This is a genomic window from Oceanobacillus sojae (assembly GCF_007991515.1).
Lineage (GTDB): Bacteria > Bacillota > Bacilli > Bacillales > Amphibacillaceae > Oceanobacillus > Oceanobacillus sojae.
In genome coordinates this window covers 289,785-314,741 of record NZ_BJYM01000003.1, presented here as the reverse complement: position 1 = coordinate 314,741, position 24,957 = coordinate 289,785, and the positions used below count along the sequence as shown (strand labels likewise).

At 37.5% G+C, this 24,957-nt stretch carries 24 protein-coding genes and 1 pseudogene; 4 read left to right on the top strand and 21 right to left on the bottom strand.

Features of this window, described 5'->3' with window-relative positions; translation table 11 throughout:
- Position 1: 1 nt before the first annotated feature.
- The 15 genes from OSO01_RS05150 to OSO01_RS05080 all read right to left on the bottom strand — a co-directional run bounded on the left by OSO01_RS05150 (position 2) and on the right by OSO01_RS05080 (position 15,025).
- Positions 2-835: a class II aldolase gene (locus tag OSO01_RS05150; RefSeq protein ID WP_246145056.1), complete on the bottom strand. Its 834-nt coding sequence runs from the start codon at positions 833-835 to the stop codon at positions 2-4.
- A 14-nt stretch (positions 836-849) separates the two neighbouring features.
- Positions 850-1,878 carry an alcohol dehydrogenase catalytic domain-containing protein gene (locus OSO01_RS05145; protein WP_147209332.1) on the bottom strand — a complete coding sequence of 343 codons (1,029 nt, stop codon included), beginning with the start codon at positions 1,876-1,878 and terminating at the stop codon, positions 850-852.
- Positions 1,879-1,927: 49 nt separating this feature from the next.
- On the bottom strand, positions 1,928-3,295 hold the full coding sequence (locus tag OSO01_RS05140) for a PTS galactitol transporter subunit IIC (RefSeq protein ID WP_147209330.1): 1,368 nt from the start codon (positions 3,293-3,295) through the stop codon (positions 1,928-1,930).
- 187 nt (positions 3,296-3,482) lie between these two features.
- Positions 3,483-3,764, bottom strand: a complete 282-nt coding sequence (locus OSO01_RS05135; RefSeq protein ID WP_147209328.1) for a PTS sugar transporter subunit IIB — start codon at positions 3,762-3,764, stop codon at positions 3,483-3,485.
- A 17-nt stretch (positions 3,765-3,781) separates the two neighbouring features.
- Complete coding sequence (locus OSO01_RS05130) at positions 3,782-4,249, bottom strand: PTS sugar transporter subunit IIA (RefSeq protein ID WP_147209326.1); 468 nt, start codon at positions 4,247-4,249, stop codon at positions 3,782-3,784.
- Position 4,250: 1 nt separating this feature from the next.
- Positions 4,251-6,308 carry a BglG family transcription antiterminator gene (locus tag OSO01_RS05125; protein WP_186813565.1) on the bottom strand — a complete coding sequence of 686 codons (2,058 nt, stop codon included), beginning with the start codon at positions 6,306-6,308 and terminating at the stop codon, positions 4,251-4,253.
- Between the two features lie 368 nt (positions 6,309-6,676).
- Positions 6,677-7,501, bottom strand: coding sequence for a rhamnulose-1-phosphate aldolase (gene rhaD, locus OSO01_RS05120; protein WP_147209322.1), 825 nt, complete (start codon positions 7,499-7,501; stop codon positions 6,677-6,679).
- 107 nt (positions 7,502-7,608) lie between these two features.
- A complete protein-coding gene (gene dhaL / locus OSO01_RS05115) occupies positions 7,609-8,244 on the bottom strand; it encodes a dihydroxyacetone kinase subunit DhaL (protein WP_147209320.1) in 636 nt (211 codons plus the stop codon).
- The gene (locus OSO01_RS05110) at positions 8,244-9,245 is read right to left on the bottom strand and encodes a dihydroxyacetone kinase subunit DhaK (RefSeq protein ID WP_147209318.1); all 1,002 of its coding nucleotides are present in this window, start codon (positions 9,243-9,245) and stop codon (positions 8,244-8,246) included. Before OSO01_RS05110 ends, dhaL begins: the two co-directional genes overlap by 1 nt.
- A 187-nt stretch (positions 9,246-9,432) precedes the next feature.
- Complete coding sequence (locus tag OSO01_RS05105) at positions 9,433-9,636, bottom strand: hypothetical protein (protein WP_147209316.1); 204 nt, start codon at positions 9,634-9,636, stop codon at positions 9,433-9,435.
- A gap of 23 nt (positions 9,637-9,659) precedes the next feature.
- The gene (locus OSO01_RS05100) at positions 9,660-11,018 is read right to left on the bottom strand and encodes a PTS galactitol transporter subunit IIC (protein WP_147209314.1); all 1,359 of its coding nucleotides are present in this window, start codon (positions 11,016-11,018) and stop codon (positions 9,660-9,662) included.
- 50 nt (positions 11,019-11,068) lie between these two features.
- Positions 11,069-11,356, bottom strand: coding sequence for a PTS sugar transporter subunit IIB (locus tag OSO01_RS05095; RefSeq protein ID WP_147209312.1), 288 nt, complete (start codon positions 11,354-11,356; stop codon positions 11,069-11,071).
- Positions 11,357-11,384: 28 nt separating this feature from the next.
- Positions 11,385-11,864, bottom strand: a complete 480-nt coding sequence (locus OSO01_RS05090) for a PTS sugar transporter subunit IIA (RefSeq protein ID WP_147209311.1) — start codon at positions 11,862-11,864, stop codon at positions 11,385-11,387.
- Positions 11,865-11,899: 35 nt separating this feature from the next.
- Positions 11,900-12,919, bottom strand: a complete 1,020-nt coding sequence (locus OSO01_RS05085) for a zinc-binding dehydrogenase (protein WP_147209309.1) — start codon at positions 12,917-12,919, stop codon at positions 11,900-11,902.
- A 33-nt stretch (positions 12,920-12,952) separates the two neighbouring features.
- On the bottom strand, positions 12,953-15,025 hold the full coding sequence (locus OSO01_RS05080; protein WP_147209308.1) for a BglG family transcription antiterminator: 2,073 nt from the start codon (positions 15,023-15,025) through the stop codon (positions 12,953-12,955).
- A 312-nt stretch (positions 15,026-15,337) separates the two neighbouring features.
- Between OSO01_RS05080 and OSO01_RS05075 the strand changes: the two genes are divergently transcribed.
- Positions 15,338-16,582: a YeeE/YedE family protein gene (locus OSO01_RS05075; protein ID WP_147209306.1), complete on the top strand. Its 1,245-nt coding sequence runs from the start codon at positions 15,338-15,340 to the stop codon at positions 16,580-16,582.
- Positions 16,583-16,765: 183 nt separating this feature from the next.
- On the opposite strand, the pseudogene OSO01_RS23660 reads toward OSO01_RS05075, so the two are convergent.
- Positions 16,766-17,770 (bottom strand): annotated as a pseudogene (locus OSO01_RS23660) (Rpn family recombination-promoting nuclease/putative transposase).
- Positions 17,771-18,029: 259 nt separating this feature from the next.
- On the opposite strand from OSO01_RS23660, the gene OSO01_RS05060 reads away from it, so the two are divergent.
- Entirely contained in the window at positions 18,030-18,278 is a 249-nt protein-coding gene (locus OSO01_RS05060; RefSeq protein ID WP_077604723.1) for a hypothetical protein, read from the top strand.
- 167 nt (positions 18,279-18,445) lie between these two features.
- Here OSO01_RS05060 and OSO01_RS05055 read toward each other — a convergent pair whose 3' ends face one another.
- Positions 18,446-19,180, bottom strand: a complete 735-nt coding sequence (locus OSO01_RS05055) for an alpha/beta hydrolase (protein ID WP_147209302.1) — start codon at positions 19,178-19,180, stop codon at positions 18,446-18,448.
- Positions 19,181-19,292: 112 nt separating this feature from the next.
- A complete protein-coding gene (locus OSO01_RS05050; protein ID WP_186813563.1) occupies positions 19,293-20,081 on the bottom strand; it encodes an aminoglycoside adenylyltransferase domain-containing protein in 789 nt (262 codons plus the stop codon).
- Positions 20,082-20,184: 103 nt separating this feature from the next.
- Between OSO01_RS05050 and OSO01_RS05045 the strand changes: the two genes are divergently transcribed.
- Positions 20,185-20,718, top strand: a complete 534-nt coding sequence (locus OSO01_RS05045) for a GNAT family N-acetyltransferase (RefSeq protein WP_147209298.1) — start codon at positions 20,185-20,187, stop codon at positions 20,716-20,718.
- 97 nt (positions 20,719-20,815) lie between these two features.
- Positions 20,816-21,667 (top strand): AraC family transcriptional regulator, encoded by an 852-nt coding sequence (locus OSO01_RS05040; RefSeq protein ID WP_147209297.1) that lies wholly within the window; start codon positions 20,816-20,818, stop codon positions 21,665-21,667.
- Between the two features lie 169 nt (positions 21,668-21,836).
- Here the strand turns inward: OSO01_RS05040 and OSO01_RS05035 are convergent, their stop codons facing one another.
- From OSO01_RS05035 to OSO01_RS05025, 3 genes are all read right to left on the bottom strand, one after another.
- Positions 21,837-22,721: a glycerophosphodiester phosphodiesterase gene (locus OSO01_RS05035; RefSeq protein WP_147209296.1), complete on the bottom strand. Its 885-nt coding sequence runs from the start codon at positions 22,719-22,721 to the stop codon at positions 21,837-21,839.
- Positions 22,708-23,469 (bottom strand): glycerophosphodiester phosphodiesterase family protein, encoded by a 762-nt coding sequence (locus OSO01_RS05030; protein ID WP_246145055.1) that lies wholly within the window; start codon positions 23,467-23,469, stop codon positions 22,708-22,710. The genes OSO01_RS05035 and OSO01_RS05030 overlap by 14 nt, the downstream gene beginning before the upstream one ends.
- 137 nt (positions 23,470-23,606) lie before the next feature.
- Entirely contained in the window at positions 23,607-24,950 is a 1,344-nt protein-coding gene (locus OSO01_RS05025; protein ID WP_246145060.1) for an ABC transporter substrate-binding protein, read from the bottom strand.
- Positions 24,951-24,957: the final 7 nt, after the last annotated feature.

Below are 24,957 nucleotides of genomic sequence, written 5' to 3'. Positions count from 1 at the left end.
TTTAACGGTTCAATGCCTCAAATTTAGTTATAGCAGTTTCCTTTACTGCTGTTTGCGCCTCTAATAATACAGAAATCAGATTATATTCATTCGGATTCTTTTCATAACGCTTTCCGACAGCTGTAATAAATGCTTTTCTTAAGTCACTTGCTAAATTGACTTTTCTTACTCCATAATCCTTCAGCTTTGCCAATGCTTCATCCGGTATGCCCGAACCGCCATGAATAACCAATGGAACATCTACTTTTTCATTTATCTCTTGAAGAAGATCAAAATTCAGGTCTGGAGCATGATCAATACCATGAATATTTCCAATGGAAACAGCCAATAAATCTATACCGGTTCGATTCACAAAGTCTTTACATAATGAGGCATCTGTTTGGGCTGCATCTTCTGCCACATGGTCGTCTTCTTTCCCGCTCAGCTCTCCTAATTCAGCTTCTACAAAAACACCCCGTTGATGACAATATTCCACAACTTCTTTTGTCAGTTTAATATTTTCTTCATAGTCTAAAGTAGAAGCATCGATCATGACAGAAGCAAATCCAGCGTCTACAGCTTTCTTGACATCCTCAAAACTCATACCATGATCCAGATGTAAAGTAACTGGAACCGATACTTTCTCTGCAGCTTTTTTGACAATTTCTGCAATATAGTCATAACCTGATAGTTTTACATTCGTTGGGGCAATCTGAACTATTACCGGAAAGCCTGTTTCTTCCGCTGCTTCTACAATCGCGATTGTCATCTCTAAATTGGTCGTGTTCATTGCCGGTGCAACATAATTTCCTTCCTCTAATGCTTCTAAAAAGCCATCCATCGCTTTATATGTCATATAAATTCCCCTTTCTATTCATTCTTCAGAACAATTTTTAAGACATTCTCTGTTTTCTCTTGTGTTAATTCAATTGCTTTACCTAAATTAGATAAAGGCATTACATGTGTGATTAATGCTTCTGTATTAATCACACCCTTTTGAATTGCCAGGATAGCTTCTTCAAACTCGTATGGAGAAACACTGTATGTTCCAACGATAGATTTCTCATCATGGAAAAACATACTTGCATCAATTTCCACGGATGGTTTCATCGTAAATGGTGAGAAGCAAATCACTGTCCCGCCTCTTTTTAGAACATTCATTGCCTGAGGCAGTAGCGCCGATACACCTGCAGCAATAATGATGACATTAAATCCTGGATGATTTTGCTCCTCTAAATATGTTTCCAGATTTTTTTCTGCTGCATTAATGGTTACATCAGCGCCAAACTCATGTGCATGATTCAAGCGATGATCAGACACATCTGTTATGACAACTTCTTTCACTAATTTGTTTTTTAGAAGTTGAGAGTGAATCAAGCCAATTGGTCCGGCACCCATCACAAGCACTCGATCTCCTGCATGAATACCGACTGCCTTCTGACCATGGATGCAGCAGGCAACAGGCTCTGCGAGTGAAGCTTTGGAATAGCTCATTCCATCCGGAATCTTATAAAGTAAATGCTTCACATGTTCTTCCGGGAGCTTAATATATTCTGCAAACCCGCCTGGATGAATATTCGTCTTTTTGAATTCTGGACATAAGGTATAATGCCCTCTTGAACACTGCTCACATGTGAAACATGGAACATGAATACCGCCTGTAACCCTGTCTCCTGGCCTGAACTCCGAAACTTCTTTTCCGACTGCAACAACTTCTCCTGCATATTCATGGCCAAGTACAGAACCCGCAGGGACTAATTCTTCCGTTATTTTATGAATATCTGTTCCGCAAAGACCACATGCTTTCATCTGAATTAATATTTCTTTATCACTTATATCCGGTTTATCAACTTCTTCAAAACGGATATCATTTTTCCCATAAAAAACAGACGCTTTCAATGAATAACACTCCTTTTTATCTGATTATATTGATGATAATAATAAGTTTTTATTCTTTTAGCTGGCCGTTTTCATCAAAATCTCTTCTGCTAAGTTTATAAATATACCAAACAGCAATTAAGACAACAGGAATAGCTGTAATAGCAATCCAATTTCCTTGTGCTAACATAACAAGCCAGTATCTTACTGGGTTTCCTCCATCTAAAAAGCTGTTTATCATTGATGTTGCACCCTCCGGAAATTCATATTGAATACTTTCTGCTACGTTCGTAACAAGTGGCGCTAAATTCGATGCCAGGTATAGCGACACTATAATCATCGGGATGCCAATAATCGCTGACCGCACAATATTCTTGTTGGTAGCAACCAGAACCATTGCTAATGGAACCACAATGAATGGTAAATCTCCTAATGGCATGATAATGACACCTGGGAGAACAACAGCTAATAATATCGTAATCGGCACAAGCAGAAGTGCTGTAGAAACAACAGCAGGATTACCAATAATTACTGCTATATCAAGTCCAATATTTAAATCTTTACGATCAGGGAACCTTTTCTGTAAAAAGTTACGTATGGCATCGGATAAAGGAATTAAACCTTCCATAAGAATTTTAACCATCCGCGGCATAATAAACATAACTGCCCCTAAAGAAATTCCCAGTTCAATAATATTTCTAATTTCAAACCTGGCAATAATTCCAATAATAATACCTAAAATTACTCCAATCATCATCGGTTCCCCAAAGACACCGAAACGCTTTTTTATTGATTCTGGATCGGCATTCAATTTGTTAAGGCCAGGAATTAAATTTATGATTTTATCTCCTAAAATTCCAACAGGGAAATATATAACTGATGATAATGTCGGCAGAGAAATCCCAGGTAAGCCCATTCTTTTATGAATATATGGAGCAGACCAGTCAGCTAGTTTAAAAGTTATAACTGTAGCAATTGCGGCACCAAGTAATCCAAAAATGATGCTTCCTGTAGCTATATAGACTAACGAACCGGCAAATGCAAAGTGCCAATAGTTCCACAAATCAACATCTACTGTTTTTGTCCATTTAAATACCAACATAACTATATTGATAACGATAGTCAGTATGATTACAATAGGAGCAATCGGTGACGCAAATGCAATTGCTGCAAGCGGCGGCCATCCTGTATCCATAACAGGGAGGTTTACTCCTGAGTTGTCTATCATCGCTTCAATTGCAGGGCCAAGACTTCCTGTCAGTAAATCGAGTACTAAAAATATACCTACAAAACCAAATCCAATAGTTAAAGCAGATTTTAATGCTTTACTGAAACTTACCCGAAAAGCGATAGCCATGATGAATATAATAATTGGCAGCATAACTTCAGGCCCGAAGCTGAGAATGTATTGAAAAGCATCTACTATTGTTTGTCCCATTATTTTCATCTCCTCCTTTTAAACTGTGTTTTACTTATAATTTCTTTATTTATTACTGAATTTTCAGATCAAAGCAACAAAACTATAATCAATAAAAGCTTATTTTAGGTACTCACCAAAATCTATGACTGACAAAACAGTATTTTTGTATTGATTCCAACCATAGATTTTTAGTATTAACCCTCTTTTATCCTTTTAAAAGAGAAACAATTTGATCTAACACCTCTTGTTCCCCAATTCCAGTAAGGATAGGTAAAGCATTCACAACTGGTGTATTATAACCGCCTCCAACGTCTGAAGTAACAACAAATAAATCAACGGAATCATCTAATCCGGATAATTCACCCACTGTCGCTTGCCGAGAGTCAACATTAATCCCATGCTGCTCACAATGTTCTCTTACTTTTTCTGCTACCACCGTAGATGTTGCAATTCCACTTGAACACGCAAAAACAATATTTTTTTTCATTTTAAATTCCTCCAATTTTATTCTGATTTTAAATGTTTTTGTAAATAGTAATAAAGCTCATTTTGATCCATTGCGACCATTTTTTTCAGTACACCCTGCTCTTTAATCAGTTCCATGATTTGACGCAGAATATTTAAATGTTTCGTACTCTCTGACAACCCTAATAAAAATATTACTTTGACTTCAATTGTTTCCTTTGCATTGACCATGTTATTAAAAATGACAGGTTCTTTTAAAACAGCAATGCCTAAAGAATCCTTATTCACAAATTTTGGGTCTGTATGCGGAATTGCAATCCCGTAATCATAGGCTTCTATCCCTGTAGGAGCTTTCTCTTCTCTATCCAGAATACTCTCATAGTATCCCTCATTTACAAATCCGTTTTCTGAAAAAGCCTCAGACATCTTTTTTAGGGCTTCTTCCTTGTTGGAAGCTTCTAATTCTGTAAAAACAGCATTCTCTGATATCATTATTTTTTTTGTCAAACTAAATCACCTCGTTTACAAAATGGTTAATAATCCCTTCCACATCTTCTTCAGAGCCTGCTTTTTTAATTTGATTAACCGTACTTTCATCTTCTGCAAGTCTTCTAAGTTGAAGTAATGGATTAATATGTTTTTCCTTATCCTCTGCGGCAATAAAACAAATCAAATTCATACGCTGACCATTGGGAAATTCTACAGGCTCTTTCAGATTTAACAGGCTCATTCCAAGCTTCAATACCCCCTCTTCAGGTTTAGCATGGGGGATTGCTATCCGGTTTCCTAGCATAATATAATCTGAATTCCTTCTGCAGTTCTCCATGACTGCGTCCACATAGGATTCTTCTATATGTCTCCTGTTCAACAGAGGCTGAGCAGCTCTTCTGATCGCTTCTTCCCAATTTTTCACCCTGTTCATCAATTGGATGGTATCGTTGGTTAAAAAATCATTCAGTGTCCTTTCCATGTCATATGGATTGTTTCGGGCAGCAGCTGGATTTTGATCCAGTAAATATTTATTTAAACTGTCCATCAGCTTCATTCGATTTTTTATATCCGCATGTTCTTCAATAATGCTCATTATCGAATCCATATCAATACTTGAAAAAGAAAAACCATACAGCTCAGTAAAAACAGTTGATTGTAATTTTCTAATATCAATCTCACTCATAATTGGTTCGACCAGGAATTGTTTTACATCGGTATCCAATTTATCCGTTGTAAAGACAATATCTACTTCCCCTTCATAATTAGAGAATTCTCGAATCGACATAGGATTTAAAAATAAAAACTCTTTAAATATTGATGTTAACGTCACATGAATCATAACGGATACAGAGTGACCGTTCGGACACACTACTGCTGCCAGTATCTTTTTGTTAAAGTCAATACCATGCTGTCTCAGCCAACCACCGATAATAATAGTTATATAGACTAGTTCACTTTCCGGTACTTTTTTATTTAAAGCGTTTTCAATCGGTTCTACAATTAATTTAATTACCCGATGAAGGTTGGTAAGTTTTTGATCAAATTTTAAAGCTAATGATGAATTATCAATAAGGTCAAATTTAATCCGGTAATATGCAGGCTTCATATGAATGTATAATTTTTCTACTAATAATTCCTTTTGAGGGATATCAATGACACTTACTCTTTCAAATCTATCAAGCATTTCCTGCAATGCCTTTTTGATATTATTCATTGATTCACTGGTATAAAAATTCTTGGTAGAAAATACGTTCATAATCATCAACTGCAATGTTACGTAATGTAATTCACTTTCGTTAATAAAACGAAGTTCATGAAATACTTTTTTTACCGTATAATATTCTTTCTTATCCGCCAAATCAAACTTACTCATTTCGTTTTCTTCCACTGTCTTTCCTTGCCTTACCCGAGTTTGCCAAACTGCTAAGCAATATGCTACTGTAGTAATCATATTGTCTGAAAAAGTGTAACCAAGTGTTTTTTCACATTGTTCCAATTTGTAGTAAAATCCTTTCAAATCTTCCGACTCTATATCTCCATACTTCTCTAACAGTTCTCTGTCTTTCCTGTTTTTCACGTACTGTTGGATAATATCAAATAATAACTTCCTTTTTTCATACTCACCTCCTAAAAGTTGATAGCCCTCTATTCTCGAATAATTTAATTCAATTTGATAAGGCTTAAGCTTTTCTTTGGCTTGCTTGATAACTTTTGTTATTGTGTTTCTGCTGAAATCCAATAACTCCGTTAAATGGGTAAGTGACAAATCCTGTGATCGGTTTAAAATGATAATTAATAGGATATCAACCCTTTCTTTTTCTGATAAAACATAGGAATGACCACCTTTAGTTTCTGAAAACATTTCTGTAATTTTCCCTGGTATGATAAATTGTCCTTTAGGAGTACGCTCAATCTGCACATGGTGAATATTCATTAAATGACTATTAATTTTTTCAAGACTATATTTTATTTGCCGTTGATTAATACCCATCTTAGATTCAAGTGACTTTAATGTTGCATTCGGATTGTTAATTAATTCCTGCAGCAATTGATTGCTTCTTTCATCGATATGCATTATTGCTCGCCTCCTGTTACATATCATTTTAGTTTGCACCAACCTCAAAGTAAATTCAATTTCAGCCCAACCTTTATTATGCTCATTGTTTCACAAGATGATGTAGTTTTATATGCACGAAATCTGTAACAGTTTATATTTTTATCCCAGCTATTTCATGCTTATTATTATGTTACGTTACACATTTTTTTGAGTTTTGTTTTTAGATAATTAAATTCTGATTTCCAAAATAATACAAAGGCCCTACCAAGCAACTTTTGTTAAAGTTCACCTGAACTAGGGCTTTTTATCACTTTATTCAAGTACAATTAATCAATCAGTTCCATTTCCCAATAAATTTTCAGCATCCGGAATAATATCAAAAATCGTTATACATTCTCTTTAATAATCCCTTTTCTCGGCTCTAAGTTAAATGCATCAGCTAATTCCACAATTTGTTCATCTGTCATGCATTGATTTGTTTTTCCTTCTGTCAGAATATATACATGCGCACCTTTTTCGACTGTCTCAATCAATCCCAATGCCTGATCAATAGATTGCCCAGATGCCAGGATACCATGATGCGGCCAAAGAACAATGCGAAACTCTCTCATCTTCATTGCTGACTCCCATCCAATCTCTCCATTACCACATACCATCCATGGGAGTAACCCAATTCCCTCTGGAAAGACAAGAACACATTCCGAATTTAGCGACCACATCGTTTTAATAAAGGCATTCTGCTCTAATTCGTGTATAAATGTCATTGCGATAGTATATGTTGGATGGCAATGAAGAACAATTCTGTTATCTGGGTCTACCTGCAGTCTTTCATTATGGCAGAGAAGGTGTGTTGGAAGCTCGCTAGTGGGCTGCCTTCCTTCTCGAAAACCCCAAATAATCTCATAGGTGCTTCCTTCTTCATTAAGATGAATGATTCCCAAATGCACCTCTGGATCATGCTTTACATTTCTGAAAGGACTCCCTGAGGCTGTCACGAGGAAAAATTGATTTCCAAGTTCTGGACACGGCTTTTCAAGATTGTACTTCCTGGTTACTCCCCAATCTTTCCCTATATAAGCATCTACTTCCTGAGCGGTCATTCTGTAGCTTAAATTACCAGCATGATTTTCTCCCCAGCCTGCATTATATATGTTACTGCAAACATTGATAATTTCTTCTATAAACGGTGTTTTTAAAATTTGTTTTTTCAAAATGCTACCTCCTTCAAAGGGAATTAATATTCAGCAAAACTTCTTCTGTTTACTTAAGCTTTTATTCACAAAAATTTTCAACTAAATTAAAAATGATTGTCCATACTTTAAGAGTTTTTTGTTGAAAGATAGTTGTACATCGCTTTAAAAATTAATGACACCGTTGTAGCACCAGCATCTTCTATACCGATGGAGCGGTCATAAAGAAATTTTGCCCGGCCGTGCTTTGCTGGATATTCTTTTGTTTTTCTAACACCATCTTCTGCTGCTAAAACTGCTGATTTAAGTGCCGTTTCTAAGGTGCTATCCTGACTTTGTTCCAGAGCAATCACAGCAGGTTCATAAGCATCAACCATTGTCTTATCTCCCATTTTTGCTTTTCCCTGAGCCTTCACTTTTTTAAGCCCTTCACGCAGGATAGAGGTTAGTGACTCTGTATTAAGTTTTGCCAGGTCAGGTAATGTACCTGCTCCAAGAAACATGGATGAAAATATAACGCCAGAAGCTCCGCCCATGGAACGAAGCATGGACATTCCGATATCTTTGAACACATTATTTACTGTAGCGTACGTGTTACTATTAAGCGTTTCCTTAACAGCATTAAAACCTCTCGCAATACCGAAGCCATGATCCCCATCACCAATTTTGCCATCAATTTCACATAGCATTTCCTTTGCCTCAATCAAGTTATCTGCAACAAAAATCAACATAGCCTGCGTTTCTTGTACAGTTAATTGTTCCATTACGCATTGCCCTTTCTATAAAAGTAGGGAGTATAAGCAGGTTCATTATATAGACTCTTCAGCTCGTTATCTAACTTCATTATAGATATAGATACACCCGCCATTTCCAAAGAAGTACAGAAGGAACCAATATTCGTATCGTATATATGAATGTTTTGTTTTTTTAACAGATTAGCGACCTGCCGAAAAACAATATTTAATTCTAATATTGTTGTCGCTCCTGTGCTATTCACCAGAACTGCAACTTCATCGCCGCCCTGCAAAACCAGGTCATCGACAAGCCCTTCTATGATTTCAGTAACAATTTCGTCCGCCGCTTTAAGCTTTTTCGTTTTAATTCCCGGCTCCCCGTGGATACCCATACCAAATTCATACTCATCTTCTCCAATGGTAAAATTGGGCTTACTTCCAGGAAGCGAGCAGGGTGTCAAGGCAATCCCCATTGTACGAGTAAGCCTATTTGCTTTTTCAGCTATTTGCTTTACTTCAGCGAGTGAATAACCCTTTTCAGCAGCAGCGCCAGTCACTTTGGTAATGAATAACAGACCGGCTACCCCTCTGCGCTCATCCTCCTGTCCTTTCGGTGCTGAAGCTACATCATCAGTTACCAGTGCAGTTTCTACTTTTAAATCTTCATAGCCTGCCAACTCCGAAGCCATTCCAAAATTCATCGTATCTCCTGCATAATTAATAACAAGACAAAGTGTGCCTTCATCCGTATATGCAGACTTAATCACTTCTAAGATTGTCTGGGGATCTGGAGAAGCAAACACACTGCCTAAAGCTGCTCCGTCTGCCATACCCTCTCCAACTAAACCAAGAAAAACAGGCTCATGACCACTTCCTCCACCTAAAACAATACTGACTTTCTTATTATTTTCAGCTTTACGAATAACGCCGTTAACTCCATTTACTTTTTGATGTGTACGATGATTTGCAGCTACAAAACCATCTAAGCTTTCTAAAACGACATCATCCACTTCATTAATTAACTTTTTCATTTTTAATATGCACCTCTTCTTTCATTTTTTAGTGATTTATATCTATAAAAATGGGTTCGGTAGTACAATCAATATATAGAATTGCAAAAAACAGATTACTTGTTCAATATCCAAGCTGTCTTTTCCCGGTTCAATTCAAAACTAAAGCAGCCTGGATATTTTTCTATCTGTCATATTCCTTTTTTAATCAAGTCATTTCTTTCAGTTCTTTTTTTACTTCCTTTCGGCTATAGCGCGAAGGTAAACCTGCGTCATCCAGATATCTTGTCAGTCCTAAGGCGATGACAAAAGAACAAGCCCCCAGCAGCATATTCCAGCTTAGAATACTGATAATTAAGAAAAGAATACTTAATCCTAAAAAGAAGAAAAAAATTACTTTTTTTGCCCACATGGTAATCTCCCTTTCCTGATTGATTATTCCTCAATGCCTAATTCTTTCTTTATTTTTAAATCTTCTTTTCTAATCCCTTTAAAATAATAAATCGTAAGAGCAATTGTTATAATAAATAGAACAATTCCAATTGGCGTAAATAATGAAAATTCTGCAATGATATACCGTAATTCAGATATATCCATACCAAACCAAGCAAGCATTTGACCATCTGGCACTTCCACACCACCAGTGGCATTGGCAAGCGCAGTAAAGTGTGGTGCAAAATAAGAAGCAACATACAATTGCATTGGAATACCTATAATTGTCCCAATCGCCATCTTAGGAAGATTCCCCATTGTAAGATAAAAAAGTGGAACAACCATACATATATTCATCAGACCGCCAAAAGGAAGCACAAGATTCCCGGGCAGTATTAAAGCATATACTAAAATAATCGGTATAGTCAGAATCATAATTAACCAGTGTTCAGAACGTCCAGCCATGATTGGCCAGTCCAAACCAATTGTAAAAGCGCGGTTACTGAAGCGTTTCTTCATGAATGATGTTGCTGATTCACTGACCGGTGTCAGCGCTGTTGTAAAGAGCTTAGCAACTAATGGAAATAACATCAAAGCTGCTCCGGCTTGAACCCCAAGTGTAAGGATTGACCTGATATCGTACCCGCCGAAGGCACCAATTAAACAGCCGATTAAAAAGCCCATAACGTGTGTTTCTCCAAAAATTCCTATCTTATCACGCAGCTTCTGTGCATCAAAATTGAATGTACTTGGGAATATTTTATCCATAATCTTTACAAACGGATAGAACCAAATTCCAGACAAAAACATTGGGTGAGGCATCGATACTCCTGGAATTCCAGTGAGCTTCTGCAAACGATATCTCGTATAATCTGCATTTTTTAATTCAAGCACAGATTGCAGCGTTGCAAATAGTAATCCCAGCCATGCATATCCTGATACATAAGCGACCAGAAAAGCAGTACATACCTTATTTCCCACATTCCACATATCCACGTTCACACAAGATGTCCAGCGAAAGGATAGCATTAAAATATTTACCAGAATTTGAATAGGAAACATCAAAAATGCAAATTCCCATGTCCATGCAAGTCCTAAGGCTGGTGGCCAACCCATATCAAGAGCTCCAAGCTGTATACCAGTCAATTCTACAAATGATCGAGAGGCTTCTCCAACATTTGTAATCATAAAGTCTACTACAATATTAATCCCAACCAGAGCTACGCCCAATGTCAAACCGGCTGAAAAAGCCCGGCTGAATTTCATTCGAAAGACCAGACCGAGAACAGTCAAAATAATGGTCAAAAATACAGGTGCTCCCATATCAATTAATCCTTGAAAAAAACCTTCAATATAACCCATACTTATCCTCCTTTATTGTTAAATTCTGCTGCTGTCTTATAAACGACTCATTATGAATTGATCACTTTAATTATTTTTTCAAGTTCTTCTTCTGCTCCTATCCCTGTTAAAAATGGAATACCGCTGAATACCGGGATTTCGTATTTTCCTTCCGGTTCTTGTGTAATTGAAACATAAATATCTGAACTCTTAATATATGTTGGAATAGAATTGATATTTATTGCTTCAATACTCGCTTTATTACCTAATCCTCTTTCTTTTAATAGATTCTCTAACTTGACCGCAACAGTTTGTGAAGTTGCGATTCCTCCACCACAAGCAACAATAATTTTTTTCATTTTTTCTTCCTCCCTTTTATTTTCTTTATTATATTGTTTCCATCTCATGAATTGCTTGAAAAACAGTATTTAACAATTGCTTTTTACTATTTGCTTTTTGTAAATCCTTCATAACATCTTCCAACGAAAATAAGCTGATTAACTTTTGGATAACCTTTAAGTGATCTTGGCTTCCGTTAAGTGCAAGCATAAAGACCAGATTAACTTCCACTACATTATTTGAATTACCCATCTCTCGAAATGAAACAGGTTTCTTCAGTCTGGTGATGCTAATACATGATTGATTGACATGCACTACATCTGTGTGAGGAATTGCTATTGACATCACTTTCGTAGGCAGCCCGGTTGGAAACTTATGTTCACGTTCGATTACAGCTTGTCTGTAGGTGTCTTTTACTAGATTTCTTTTTTCAAGATATTCCACCATTTTTCCAAGCAACTCATCACTTGATTCTGCTTCTAAGTCAAAATGAACTAATTGTTCATCAAATAAATCTAATAGGTTCACACTCCATCATCTCCCGTTCTATCCCTTAACTTTTCCTAATATACAATGCAATTCTTAATAACTTCACCTTTGGCATGTTCCAGAATTGCCTGCTCAGTCTGTTCAATTGGGTATTCATTCTCTACAAAATCGCTCGCTTCAATAGCTCTCATTTTTAATAGTTCAAAAGCTGCCTTCACGTGAATAGGTGTCGTATGAAAAACTCCTTTTACGGTAATCTGTTCATAATGGAGCCTTGTACAATCAAAGGTTACTGTTGTATCCTTTTTTGTTCCGCCAAAGCAAAGAACTGTCCCACCAGGACGCACCATATCAAAAGCCATATTCCATACAGCTGGTACACCGGCTGCTTCAATGGCAATATCTACACCCCGCTCATCTTCAGTCAATTTACGGACTTCTTCCACTTGATCTATATCTTCACTCACTTTAACTGTTTCTATTGCTCCAAGCTTCCTTGCTTTTTCCAGACGATTGTCCATCATATCACATGCAATTACACGTGCTCCGCGCAAGTAGCATAAACGAATAAACATGAGTCCTATTGGTCCACAGCCATTAACAACCACTGTGTCACCTAATTCAATTGGAACTTGCGATGTACCATAAACAGCACATGCAAGCGGTTCCATTAGCGCAGCTTGTTTATATTCCATATCATCTGGCATCTGAAACATATTTTCTTCAACGATATTCTTGGGAATAAGCTGGTACTCTGCATAGCTTCCTAGGTTAGAAGGTAAATCCTCACACATTGAATGCTGCCCCTTCTTGCAGTAGTAACATTTATGGCATGGAGCTGTATTATGGGCAACTACTCGGTCACCTATTTTAAATTTTGTGACGCCTTCACCGATAGCATGTACTACTCCTGCTGCTTCATGACCAATAAGATGTGGAGGATCGTATCTATATCCCCTCATATACATCTTTGCATCCGTTCCACAAGTTAATGTAACAAAATTTTTAATAACTACTTCTCCATAAGATGGTACAGGAATTTCTGTTTCTTCTAACCTTAAATCTTGAATACCATGATAAACAATTCGTTTCATTTTCTGGTCCTCCTTTTAATTTAAGTACAACTCTTATAGCTGAAGCTTTTCTTGATTGGAATAGAGCTCTAAACAATGATAAATATCTTCTACGTGTGAAGCTCTAATTATTTCTTCTATTTCCGGCTTCAGCTCTGAAAGCTTAGATATTTCCAACAAAGCACGCAAATGTTTTTTCTTGTTTATTGGCGCAATGATAATTATGAGTCTGATTGATTGGCTGGATGATATGCTTACTCCCTTTTGAAGCTTCAGCATACTCATACCCAAATCGTTTACTCCATCCTCTGGCGTAGCATGAGGTATTGCAATATCTGTTCCATAAATAATATAAGGGCGATCAATATCATGCAGTTCAATCATCTTCTTAATATATTGTTGTGTAATAATCCCTTTATTCAAAAGAGGTTCTGCAGCAATTTCTATTGCTTCCCTCCAGGAACCTACTTCTGATCTGATAACAATATGATCTGGCCGCAGCAATTCAATCAGCCTAGGCTGTTCATCCTCATATATAGCTGTCTCATGTGACTGTTCACGCTTTAAATACATGCTTAATTCCCGTTTTAATTTTGATTTGTTTTGAATATCAGTATTGTTTCCTACAATTTTCATTAATTCTTCTATATCTATCGACTGAGGGGTAAATCCATAGACCGTTTGCATTACCTGATTACGTAATTGTTTTTTTACTTCATTTGATATAAAAGGCTCCACAATAAATAGTTTTTTATCTGTATTCAGATAGACAGGAGAAAATACAATATCATACTCTATATCAAATTTATAAAACTCCCTTATCGATAACGCTTCCAAAAATACAAACTCTGGAAATAGCTGGTCTAATGTACTTTTCATCAATTTGGAAACAGATACGCCATTAGGACAAACTACGATCGCTTTTATACGATGGCGCAGCGAATCTCCCTGTCTTTCCATCCAGCCTCCTATCAAAATGGTAAAATAAATGCTCTCCGACTCCGGAATGGAATAGCCGATTACTTTTTCTAAAGAATGGATTGATTTTTTTACCAAATGATGCAGCTCCCTATATTCATCCTGAAATATTTGATGAAAATATTTTTCATCCACCTGATGATTTTGAGTCAGACCAAATTTGATTCTATAATATGCCGGCTTTAAATGAAGCCATAATTTCTTCAAAAGTTCTTCTTTATCCAGAAAAACAGTACAGGAAATCCGTTCAAAATTCTGAATCATTTGACGTAATCCTTCCATCATCGCGGTGTCTGTTGACCAATCCGGTTCTGTTGAAAAAGTCAGATTAGCTGTAAGAATTTGCAGTGTCAAAAAGGATAAATCTGCATTGGAGATAAGCTCTTCCATTTCGAGTAAATCGAGAATAATGTTATAGACATTTTCTTGAGAGAAATCAATTTCACCATTATTCAGCATGTTTCCTTGTTGGATCCGTCTGATTATGCAAACAAATACGTAGGGAAGCAAGTTATGTTTTTCGTCCGTGAAGCGAATATTCATTTTACTTTCACAATGCTCAATAATATCCTGCATTCTATTTATTTCGTCTCTTGCCAAATGCCCATATACTTCTAGGCGCTGTGATCCATTAGATGTTCTTTGTATTCGGTCAATCACCTCCAGCAGAAGACAGCGTATATTCCATTCATCACCTTTCATATCATATCCTTCAACCCTGGAATAATGAATTTGCAGATTATAAAAACGGACTATCTCCTGCGCTTTTTTTAGATCAGCTAATACTGTATTCTTACTCACCTCAAGCTCAGATGTTAAATGGATAAGTGAAATATCCCCCGTTTTAGTCAGTAATATAAAACAGATAAGAAGCGCCCGTTCTTCAGAAGAAAAAATATAGTCTGGAGTCAACTCTTTTCCTTCCTTCAGGAACAACGTCTGGTGTTTAGGATCACCTACAAAGAAACCTCTTGAGTCTTTTTTAATGGGCGGAAATCCATTGTCTTCTAACCAGTCATTTATTTTTTTAAAGCTGTAGTCGATTTGACCTCTGCTTAATCCATATTTCCTAGATAGATCCTTTACTTTAAGGCCGGAGTTCACAAATACCTCTTGAATTAATGCCTTACTGCGATCGTCTAGGTGCATATGTTCATTACCTCCTTTCTATATTTATATCGTATCACGAACTAACCCTGTTAAGAATACGCTTTCATCCCAACTTTTTTGAACTCCTCTCAAAAAAAATGTGATTAATAATGGTAAAGATAATTTTCGTTACATATTTTCCAGCTTCTATTTAAGGAAATGTATAGTATAGGTCACAAATTTTCACTGTTGCATAGTGCCCATTAAAACTGACTATTTAACATTTCTAATATCCCATTGACATTTTTTCAAAAGGAGCATAAACTAAAAAACCATAACAAACTAAACTGATAGGAATTAGAGGTGTTATAGATGTCTACATTGACACAATACGTTTCCGAACAACCAGCAGCAAAAGAAGCACCAAAACTGAATCCGCCTCAGAAAAAACTGGTTACAGGAGGAATTCTTGCTACATTCATTCTGACTATTTATTTAGCAGCCACACAGCATATCGTTCAGCCATTGTTATTATTGATTGGTGTGCTGCTTGGATATACACTATTTCATGCACGATTCGGTTTCACTTCTGCTTTCCGGAGACTTGCTTCAGTAGGTAACGGCCAGTCTCTTCGTGCGCATATGTTTATGCTGGCGATTGCTTGTACATTATTTGCACCTATTCTGGCCTTTGGATATTCCTTTTTCGGAGGAACACCTGTCGGGAATATCTCACCGATTGGTATCAGCCTGATTGTGGGTGCCTTTATGTTTGGGATTGGTATGCAGCTTGGAGGCGGTTGTGCTTCTGGTACACTTTACGCAGTTGGCGGCGGCCGGACCGTTATGTTTATTACTTTGCTGTTTTTTATTATCGGTTCGACCATTGGCGCTGCTCACTCCACGTTTTGGATGGAGGATTTACCGGCAGCAGAACCTTTCTCACTCGCAACATCAACGGGACTTGGTTACGGAGGGGCTTGGGCAGTTTCTCTGCTGATTTTTGCCATTATCGCCGGGATAACCATTTTAATTGAGAAAAAACGGAAGCCTCCTAAAATGGTGGCACTCCCTTCCGAAAAAGGATGGAGACGAATTTTCCGGGGTTCCTGGCCTCTTTTCACAGCAGCTGCAGCATTGGCTGTTTTAAATGCGCTCACACTACTTACCCGTGACAGCCCATGGGGAGTGACAGCAGCATTTACGCTATGGGGATCAAAAGTGGCAGAGGTGCTTGGCTTTAACGTAGAAAACTGGGGCTACTGGGCAGGAAATACCGAAGCTCTTCACGCTTCCATTTTTGCTGATACAACTACTGCTCTTAATTTCGGTGTCATCTTGGGAGCTTTTATTGCTTCCGCAGCAGGAGGATTATTTCGGTTTACGAAAATCACGAAAGGAAATACTGCTGCTTCCATTATTGGCGGTCTTTTAATGGGTTATGGTGCCCGTCTTGCGTTTGGCTGTAATGTCGGTGCTTATTTCAGCGGCATTGCTTCCTTTAGTGCCCATGGTTATATTTGGGGTGTGATGGCACTTGCAGGTACCTTCCTCTCCTTATATTTGCGTCCATTATTCGGTCTTTCGGTGCCGAAACCCAGGGATTCATTTTGCTGATAAAACTGGGATTATGCAGGCATAATCCTTTCCTGATTTCAATAAGTGAAACCAGCAAACTTCATGAGTGGCAGGAAACTTGCTTCTTTATAGATAAAATAAGAAACACGAGAATCGGTACCGCCTCTGAAAGTTAGAGTGGAAAATCTAACTTTCAGAGGTAACCACCATTCCCGTGTTTTTCTATTTCAAGTATTGCTTGAAATCTTCTATTGTTTCAAATTCATCTATATGATCTATTATGGTTTCCAGTGTGCTTATTTCCTGTTCGCATATTTTTGTCTTTATACCTTCTGAAAGTGGAGCTACAAATTTTGTGATTAATCGAATGGCAGTATTAGATAATGCATCTGCTTGCCCTTCTACTCTTCCTTCTTCTTTGCCCTCTTCTTTACCTTCATTCCGAAAAATCTCTGCTAAAGTCATTGCCAATTCGCTCCCTTCTTGATAAGTATTTCCTATATGATTGATTATATCATAATATTGATTTTTAGTTAGATGACGATGGACACGGAAAGTATAATAAAACAACGTTTCAAGGTACTTTGTTGCCGTTCTTTGATCCTGTAATTGCCGCAGATAATCAACAGCTCGATAAATGGTATTCAATACAACTTGAACATCACTTTTACGGATATCCCGAAACACCATCAGTATGATTCGCAGGAATACATTCAATTGCGTATCCTCATCTTCATAATCGGATACGTCGTACAGAAAGAATTCATAATCAGGGACGTATTTCTGCAGTTCCTGAGGGAAATCCTGATACCCTTCCCAAAGATTACTGAACGAAGCTCTAGCGTACCAATCCATGTTGCCATGATACAGAACAATCGGCATAATGATTGGCAGCTTCTTCTCATCTTTATTATTTCGTTTGGTTTCCCATATCTCAACCATATAGCGCAGTAACTGCAGAGAGGTATAGTAGTCATGATAGCTTTTATGCTCGAATAGAAAATATACGTAAGCGGGTTTTTGATGGATTTTTGTCTGGAATAATAAATCGGAGAAATATTCTTGGAGGTCATGACTGACAAAGCTGTCTTTTTGGGGGCTGAATGGATGACATCAATGGTTTTCGCGAACGGAGGGCGGTAAAAAATGTTCGATAAAATCTTTAGCAACATCCACATTTGAAAAGGTTTCTTTAAAAATTTTGTCATGCGGATTTTGGATCTGCAAGCTTATCAAATCCTTTCATTATTTAAATCTGATAATCGAATGGTAGCTCTATTTTATATTATCACATCTCTATAAAAGGAACAAATATTCTATTTTTTTATATTTTTCTATAATATTCACCATTATAATTCCATTTTGTTAACAAAAACTATAATAGAAATATCCATAAATAATTAAATCCATTGTATATTTTTCAATTTTAACTACAAACTAAGTATCGTTGTTGATTCACATTCTAAATGGATAGGGATGATAATTAATGATGAATAATAAAAAAGGAATGACCACGTCACTGATTGCTGCAGGTGTAGCAGGCGCTGCAGCCTATGGTATAAGTATGGGTATGCAAAATGGTTCATTTCAAAACATGTCACAAAAGCTTTCCAATTCCATGAATAGCTCTACCATGCAGGACATTGCAAAACCAATCCAGGATATGCTTTCTGGCGGTGACCAGGCAATGAACCAGAGCAATAGTGGTGGACAGAATCAAACACAATCTTCTTAAATTGTGAATGCAGAAGCGTTTACTATTTAAGATAACAAAAAAGGATGGCTCCATTTTGGCGTCATCCCTTTTTTAACGGCTAGTAAATTTTTTATTATTTTCTTTTTCATTCAGTAGTAAGCCGGCCCAGCTTCAAGCGCCGAAAAAAGTCTGACTTCATTTTCCTTTTATATCATCCATGATTGTAATGCATTCAGAGATTTTTCAATAATCATTCCCTGATCATTATCCAATGTCGCTACATGGTAGCTCTCCTTCATAGAAATAATTTCTTTCTGCTCAGAAGCTATCCCTTCCAATATCATTTGAGCATTATCCGGTGGAACCACATGATCTTCATCCGAAACAAAAATTAGTGCCGGACAGGTTACTTTTCCTAAATTTGCTTTTATTGCCTTCATCAGTTTCTTTATTTCTCCAATTGATTTTACCGGTGTTTTATCATAAGCCAGCTCCACTACACCTGCTTTTTTAATATCTGAACCGATCGCGTCCATAAATCGTACCTTTTGATCTGCTTCCATCGCAGGGATATCTACAGCTGCGTTGATTAAAATAATCCCTGCCAGAGGGTGCTTTGCTGCTGCATCAAGAGTTAAAGTCCCACCCATTGATAAACCGCACATGAAAATTGTGTCACATCTTTCTTCAAGCCAGGAATATGCTTCTTCAATAGAGCTTACCCAATCCTGATACGTACATTTTTCCATATCTTCAGGAGCTGTCCCATGTCCTTGCAGCCTTGGTCCGTAAACAGTGTAGCCTGCTTCCGCAAAAGCTTTTCCAATTGGATACATACTTTGTGTTGTGCCAGTAAATCCATGAGATACGAGAACACCTATGCGATTTCCTTCAAAGTAAAATGGCTCTGCATCTTTTAAAACCGGATACTGCTCATTCATTTATTTTTCCTCCTCCTGAAACTGATTTTTATTCTGGTTCTTACATATTTTCAGCATAAAACGAATTAGAGAATCCCACAAGTGATAACGCTTTCTTTTACCAAAAACCTTTTTACTGTCTCAAAAGCTCTTTTATTTTATCATCAATTAAATTTTTTAAAGCTGTTAATTTCTGTTTATTTATCCTCTGCTTATCCGCTTCTTTGACCCGATAATTATACAGCAGGCTTTTTATGGCTGTAAGCATACTCTCTGGACAATCCTCAAGCGCTCTTTCTCCTGCTTCCTCCTTCGATAAAATACAGCCCTCTTTTAAATACCAGTAGAAACGCAGCATATTCAGCAGCGCATAAACAGGTTTATCCAAATAAGCAGCCAGACATTCTTCATAATCTGACTGTATTGATGAAATATAATCCGCTTTTGGAATTGCAGGAAATACACTACCGGCTGGTGGACCTTCCAGAGTAATTCCCCTATCCAAGAGAACTGCAATATGTGCAGCCAAATCTGCATCCTTCCCTTCACTCTTCTCTATCACTTGCTCTTTATCCACTTCCATACTTTCTCTCCAGAATTCGCTATAGTGGAAAATATATGAAAAGGGATGCTCCCATTTCTTTAAGTGGCTTTCTAATAAAAAGCTGATTTCAATCGGATAAGGTTGTTTGGATTGACATAGAAATAATACAGCCAGCTCCTGTTTTTGCTGTTTACGCAATGTTTTATTCAAAACCACCAGTAAATCAATATCACTATTTGCAGGTTGAAATCTTCCCATTGCTAAGGAGCCGTGCAGATAGCAGCCAACGAATTGATTACCTGTAATCTGCTTTATCTCATATAAAAGATTATCTAAAAAAGGTTGAACAGATTCATTAAATGTATTTTCATTCTTCACTTCAGACTGACTCCTTTCCATTATTTATTATTTCCCTCTTATTTAGTACAATAGATTCAAAAGCCGCCAGCAAAAATATGACATATAAGAAAGAGGAGTTTATTTGAATATAATCTATCGTCAAGAACAACCAAAGGATTACCTAAAAACAGAAGCACTTATTGAACAGTCTTTTCGAAACGAAGAAATGAGTGATCAGCAGGAGCATTTTCTAGTGCAGCGTATCCGCAGTTCTAATGCCTTCATTCCTGAGTTATCTGTTGTCGCAGTCAACCAGCAGGATGAAATTATTGGTCAAATCCTTTTTTCAAAAATAACCATTGAAAACAAAGATCAAGCAACAGAATCGCTTGCCCTTGCACCAGTATCCATACATCCAGATTATCAAAAACAAGGTATCGGGTCTATGCTGATGAACAGAGGATTAGAGAAAGCAAAAGAATCTGGATATACTTCTGTTATTGTACTTGGTCATCCGGATTACTATCCCCGCTTCGGATTTAAGTCAGCCAGTCTGTGGGGAATCGAAGCTCCATTCGATGTTCCAGATAATGCTTTTATGGCGCTGGAATTAGAAAAAAATGCGTTAAAAAAGGTAAGTGGTGTCGTTCAATACTCTGAAGCATTTTCTGAGTAATAACCGGCTTAACAGACTCTCCGACAAAATAGAACATATATTGTCGGGTAACTGCCGCTCTCATTTGCTATCCTTAATAATACAGGGAGGTTGCGATATGGATACGCTTGATTCAATGAATGCTGCTATCGACTATATCGAGGAACATTTAGATAAAGAATTGGATTATCAGCAGGCAGCCCGGATTGCCTGCTTTTCAGAACATCATTTCAAACGGATGTTTTCCTTTCTTTCCGGCGTTCCTTTATCTGAATATGTACGCAGGCGAAGGTTAACATTAGCTGCATTGGAATTACGGGATCATAATAAGAAGGTTATTGATGTAGCTTTAAAATATGGTTACCAGTCCCCTGACTCCTTCTCCAGAGCTTTTCAGGAGCTACATCATACCTTGCCTAGTACAGTCAAGCATGCAAGAGTTACTCTCAAAGCCTACCCACGGATAACCTTCCAACTTTCGATTAAGGGAGATGTTGAGATGAAATATCGTTTTGTGGAAAAAAATGCTTTCAAAACTGTAGGGTACAAGGAAATTATGCATCCAGAGAATGGAGATTTTAATCCAACCCTTTGGAATACGCTCACTGATGCAGATTATAGAAAGCTTCAAACACTTGAAAGAGAGGATACTGACTTAAGCGGTGTGCTGAATATTACTGTCAACACATGCCATGGTCCAGAGAAGAGTGAAGAAGCTCTGGAATACTATATTGCTGTTGTCACAAATCAACCCGCTCCAAATGATCTTGCTGCATTAGAAATATCCAAACATCTATGGGCTGTATTTGATGCTGAAGGAAAAATGCCTGATGCTTTAACGAATACGTGGAGCAGAATCTACACAGACTGGTTTCCAACCTCAGGTTACGAACTTACAGAAGCTCCGGAAATTGTAAAAAGTATTGATGATACAAAAACAGAAATTTGGATTCCTGTACGAAAAAGATAATGTATTTCATATGAATAAAACAGCCATTAAAACCGCTTTTTCCTATCCTGCGGCTTATGGCTGTTTTAGCAAATTTTTATCTTTTCTCATATATATTTATTAAAAAATCCCCACAAAGTCAGGGGGGCAACTCTGTGAGGATATATATATATATAAGTAATGACCTCTTTTACTGCATGATAACCCGCTTTGTAAAATCAATATCATCCGTAAAGATGCCATCCACTCCATACATCATGACACGCTGCTGTTCAATGAGCTGCGTGCGCTCATCCGTAAAAAACACATGAATTTCTTTTCCTTGCTGATGGAGTTCATCAACAATATCCCTCGTAACATTTCTTGATTCTATTCCAATAACATCCACATTTGCTTTCAATGCATCCTTTAAATCAAATTTATCTGTTCCATATAAAAGTGTTGAACGGATTTCTGGTGCAAATCCCTGCATTTTTTGAAGACTTTTCTTTGAGAATGATTGGAAGGTGACATATTTTGAATCTAATAAATCATACTCCTGAAGCAAGTCGATTAATGGCTCTTCCATTTTTGCCTCACCACCTACCAGCCGGGTTTCGATATAATAATGCTGATCCTGCTCAAATGTCATCAGTATTTCTTCAAAAGCGGGAACAGCTTCCTTATAGGTTTCCTGTCCAAACACCGCTATAGTGTCCAATTGCTTGATTTCGTTAAGCGTCAACTCTTCAGGAGCACCTGATCCTGTAGTTGTTCGGTCTAAAGTTGCATCATGAAGTGCAATTAGTTCATTATCCTTTGTCATACGTAAGTCTATCTCCAGCGAATCTGCATTAGCGTCTGAAGCTAGTTTATAAGCTGTCAGCGTATGTTCATTGAACATATTATTCGCTCCACGGTGAGCGATAATTTCTAACTCTCCGGAAGGGGCTTTAGGGTTAACCGCTGCACTTGCATACAATGTCTCTCCCTTATACGAGACTGTTGCCTGAGGTACAGCGGGTGTTGCTTCAAAAAAACCGGAGATAATAAATATTGCAATTACAAAAATGAGTAATATTCTACGCCATGGCATAGCGCTCACACCTGTAAAAGATGGCACGATCCGGATAATCTGTAATGATTCCTTTTACTTTTATATCCAGTAATTGCTTTAATGTATCTTTATCATTTACAGTCCATACTCGCAGTAGTCTCCTCCACTTGCTCCAATGATAAATATGCTGTAAAAATGTATCCACTCCAATATGCAGTGCTTCCAGCCCAAGAATATCAATATAATCCTCCGGGTGAGAAATTGGCTGGTTAATAATCCATGCCAGACGGGCGTCCCGATCATAATGACGTAAACGAATCAGCGTGGGCAGATGAAAGCTGGAGTAGATGACACGATTCTTTACATCAGGATATTTAGCAACATAATCCAGCAATTTTTCTTCAATATTTTCATATAAATTTTCATACGTTTTTAATTCAATATTCAATGCAACATCTGGATACGTACTAACCAGCTGAAGCACTTCTGCTAATGAGGGAATTTTTTCTTCCTCCCAGCTCTTATCATACCTCTGGAACGATGAAAGATAGGGATGATTCCATTGTAATTCCCGAATTTCTGAAAAGGTATACTCTGTTATGGCTCCAAATCCATTCGTTGTCCGATTTAGTGTAGCATCATGCATCACAGCAAATTCACCGTCCACTGTCATGTGTACATCTATTTCTAAGCCATCCACACCAGCTTCGAGTGCTTTTTCAAAACTAAGCAATGTATTTTCCGGGTATACACCCATCATGCCTCGGTGACCATATACTTTTGTCAAAATTATCCCTCCTGAAATAGAGTTGATATAATAGAATATAGATTCATTCAACAGGACTCCTGCTGCTAACTATTTAAATTAAATGCCTCTCACCAAACAAAACTTCTTTCTTTGTACGTAATCTTACTTTCTATCATTTATTCTCCACGAGCTTTATTTGCTGTTTCAATTGCTCTATTCAATTGTTCCATCGCTGCACTATAGGCTTTATCTACATCTTCGCCATTAAATACGGTTTCCAATGCAATTTCAATAATTTTTCGTTCTTCTGGTATCATATCCATCAGAGCACCTTGTGTCGCATAGGATGGTTTCGTTGCCTGAAGCTGTTCTACCGTAACCTTTAATTGCGGATTTTCTTCATGCATTTCTACTACTAAATCTTCCTCATAAGCAGCCGGGTTAATAGCAAAATACCCTGTGTCTGTATGCCATTGCGCCTGAATTTCTGGAGATTGCAGATACTTCATGAAATCCCATGCTGCATTTTGCTCTGCTTCCTCCTTGCCGGCACTCATCCAAAGACTTGCTCCGCCAATGACAACGCCCTCCCACTCTGTGTTTTCCGGATGTGGTAAAAACGCTACACCAACCTCAAATGGTGCATTATCAATTAAATCGCGGGAATTTGCAGAGGATTGCAGGAACATAGATACATCTTCTGCCAGAAAACCGGCCAGCATATTATCGCCATTAATACCATAGTTCGCAAATGTTCCGTCTTCATTCATCCGCTCAACCCATTCAAAAATAGATTTGCCCTGTTCCTCTGTAAAACCAATTTCTGTAGCTGTTCCTGAACGTCCATTATTTTCATTCAATAATAATGCCCCTTGGCTTGCCAGTAATTGTTCAAATAACCAGCCATACGCCTGAAGCGCAAAGCCTTTCATATCAGGATTTGACTCAACAATAGCCTTACTTGCTTCTTCCACCTCTTCATATGTTTGCGGTGGACTCTCTGGATCTAACCCAGCTTCTTCAAAAGCATCTTTATTAAAGAACATTACTGGTGTAGATGAATTAAATGGCATCGAATAGAATTGGTTATCTATCTTATAATAATTAACAATATTCTCTTCTAAATGCCCCATATCATAGCCATCCTCATCAATAAATTTCTGAATCGGGTCAATATGACCACTGTTTACCATCGACATCGTACCTATTTCGAAGACCTGAATCATCGTCGGCGCGCTGTCTGTTCCTGCAACGCTGTGAAACTTTGTCAGTGCTTCATCATACGTTCCTTGAAATTCAGCACGTACCTCAACTTCGTCCTGGGATTCGTTATAAGAAGCAACAATCCTGTCTAAAGCTTCTTGTGATGCACCGCTCATAGCATGCCAGAATGTAACGATCTGCTTGCCGTCTTCCGTTTTCGTTTCTTGATCGGATCCCTCTGCATTTTTGGAACCACATGCAGCCATAAACATCGTCAAACTAAGGATTACAAACAATAAAATTCTCTTCAAAAAAATCGACTCC

Coding starts and splice junctions, on each gene's coding strand:
- OSO01_RS05150 (WP_246145056.1), bottom strand. CDS start 835: ATGACATATAAAGCGATGGATGGCTTTTTAGAAGCATTAGAGGAAGGA.
- OSO01_RS05140 (WP_147209330.1), bottom strand. CDS start 3,295: ATGGGACAAACAATAGTAGATGCTTTTCAATACATTCTCAGCTTCGGG.
- OSO01_RS05135 (WP_147209328.1), bottom strand. CDS start 3,764: ATGAAAAAAAATATTGTTTTTGCGTGTTCAAGTGGAATTGCAACATCT.
- OSO01_RS05125 (WP_186813565.1), bottom strand. CDS start 6,308: ATGCATATCGATGAAAGAAGCAATCAATTGCTGCAGGAATTAATTAAC.
- dhaL (WP_147209320.1), bottom strand. CDS start 8,244: ATGGAACAATTAACTGTACAAGAAACGCAGGCTATGTTGATTTTTGTT.
- OSO01_RS05110 (WP_147209318.1), bottom strand. CDS start 9,245: ATGAAAAAGTTAATTAATGAAGTGGATGATGTCGTTTTAGAAAGCTTA.
- OSO01_RS05105 (WP_147209316.1), bottom strand. CDS start 9,636: ATGTGGGCAAAAAAAGTAATTTTTTTCTTCTTTTTAGGATTAAGTATT.
- OSO01_RS05100 (WP_147209314.1), bottom strand. CDS start 11,018: ATGGGTTATATTGAAGGTTTTTTTCAAGGATTAATTGATATGGGAGCA.
- OSO01_RS05095 (WP_147209312.1), bottom strand. CDS start 11,356: ATGAAAAAAATTATTGTTGCTTGTGGTGGAGGAATCGCAACTTCACAA.
- OSO01_RS05085 (WP_147209309.1), bottom strand. CDS start 12,919: ATGAAACGAATTGTTTATCATGGTATTCAAGATTTAAGGTTAGAAGAA.
- OSO01_RS05080 (WP_147209308.1), bottom strand. CDS start 15,025: ATGCACCTAGACGATCGCAGTAAGGCATTAATTCAAGAGGTATTTGTG.
- OSO01_RS05075 (WP_147209306.1), top strand. CDS start 15,338: ATGTCTACATTGACACAATACGTTTCCGAACAACCAGCAGCAAAAGAA.
- OSO01_RS05060 (WP_077604723.1), top strand. CDS start 18,030: ATGATGAATAATAAAAAAGGAATGACCACGTCACTGATTGCTGCAGGT.
- OSO01_RS05055 (WP_147209302.1), bottom strand. CDS start 19,180: ATGAATGAGCAGTATCCGGTTTTAAAAGATGCAGAGCCATTTTACTTT.
- OSO01_RS05040 (WP_147209297.1), top strand. CDS start 20,816: ATGGATACGCTTGATTCAATGAATGCTGCTATCGACTATATCGAGGAA.
- OSO01_RS05035 (WP_147209296.1), bottom strand. CDS start 22,721: ATGCCATGGCGTAGAATATTACTCATTTTTGTAATTGCAATATTTATT.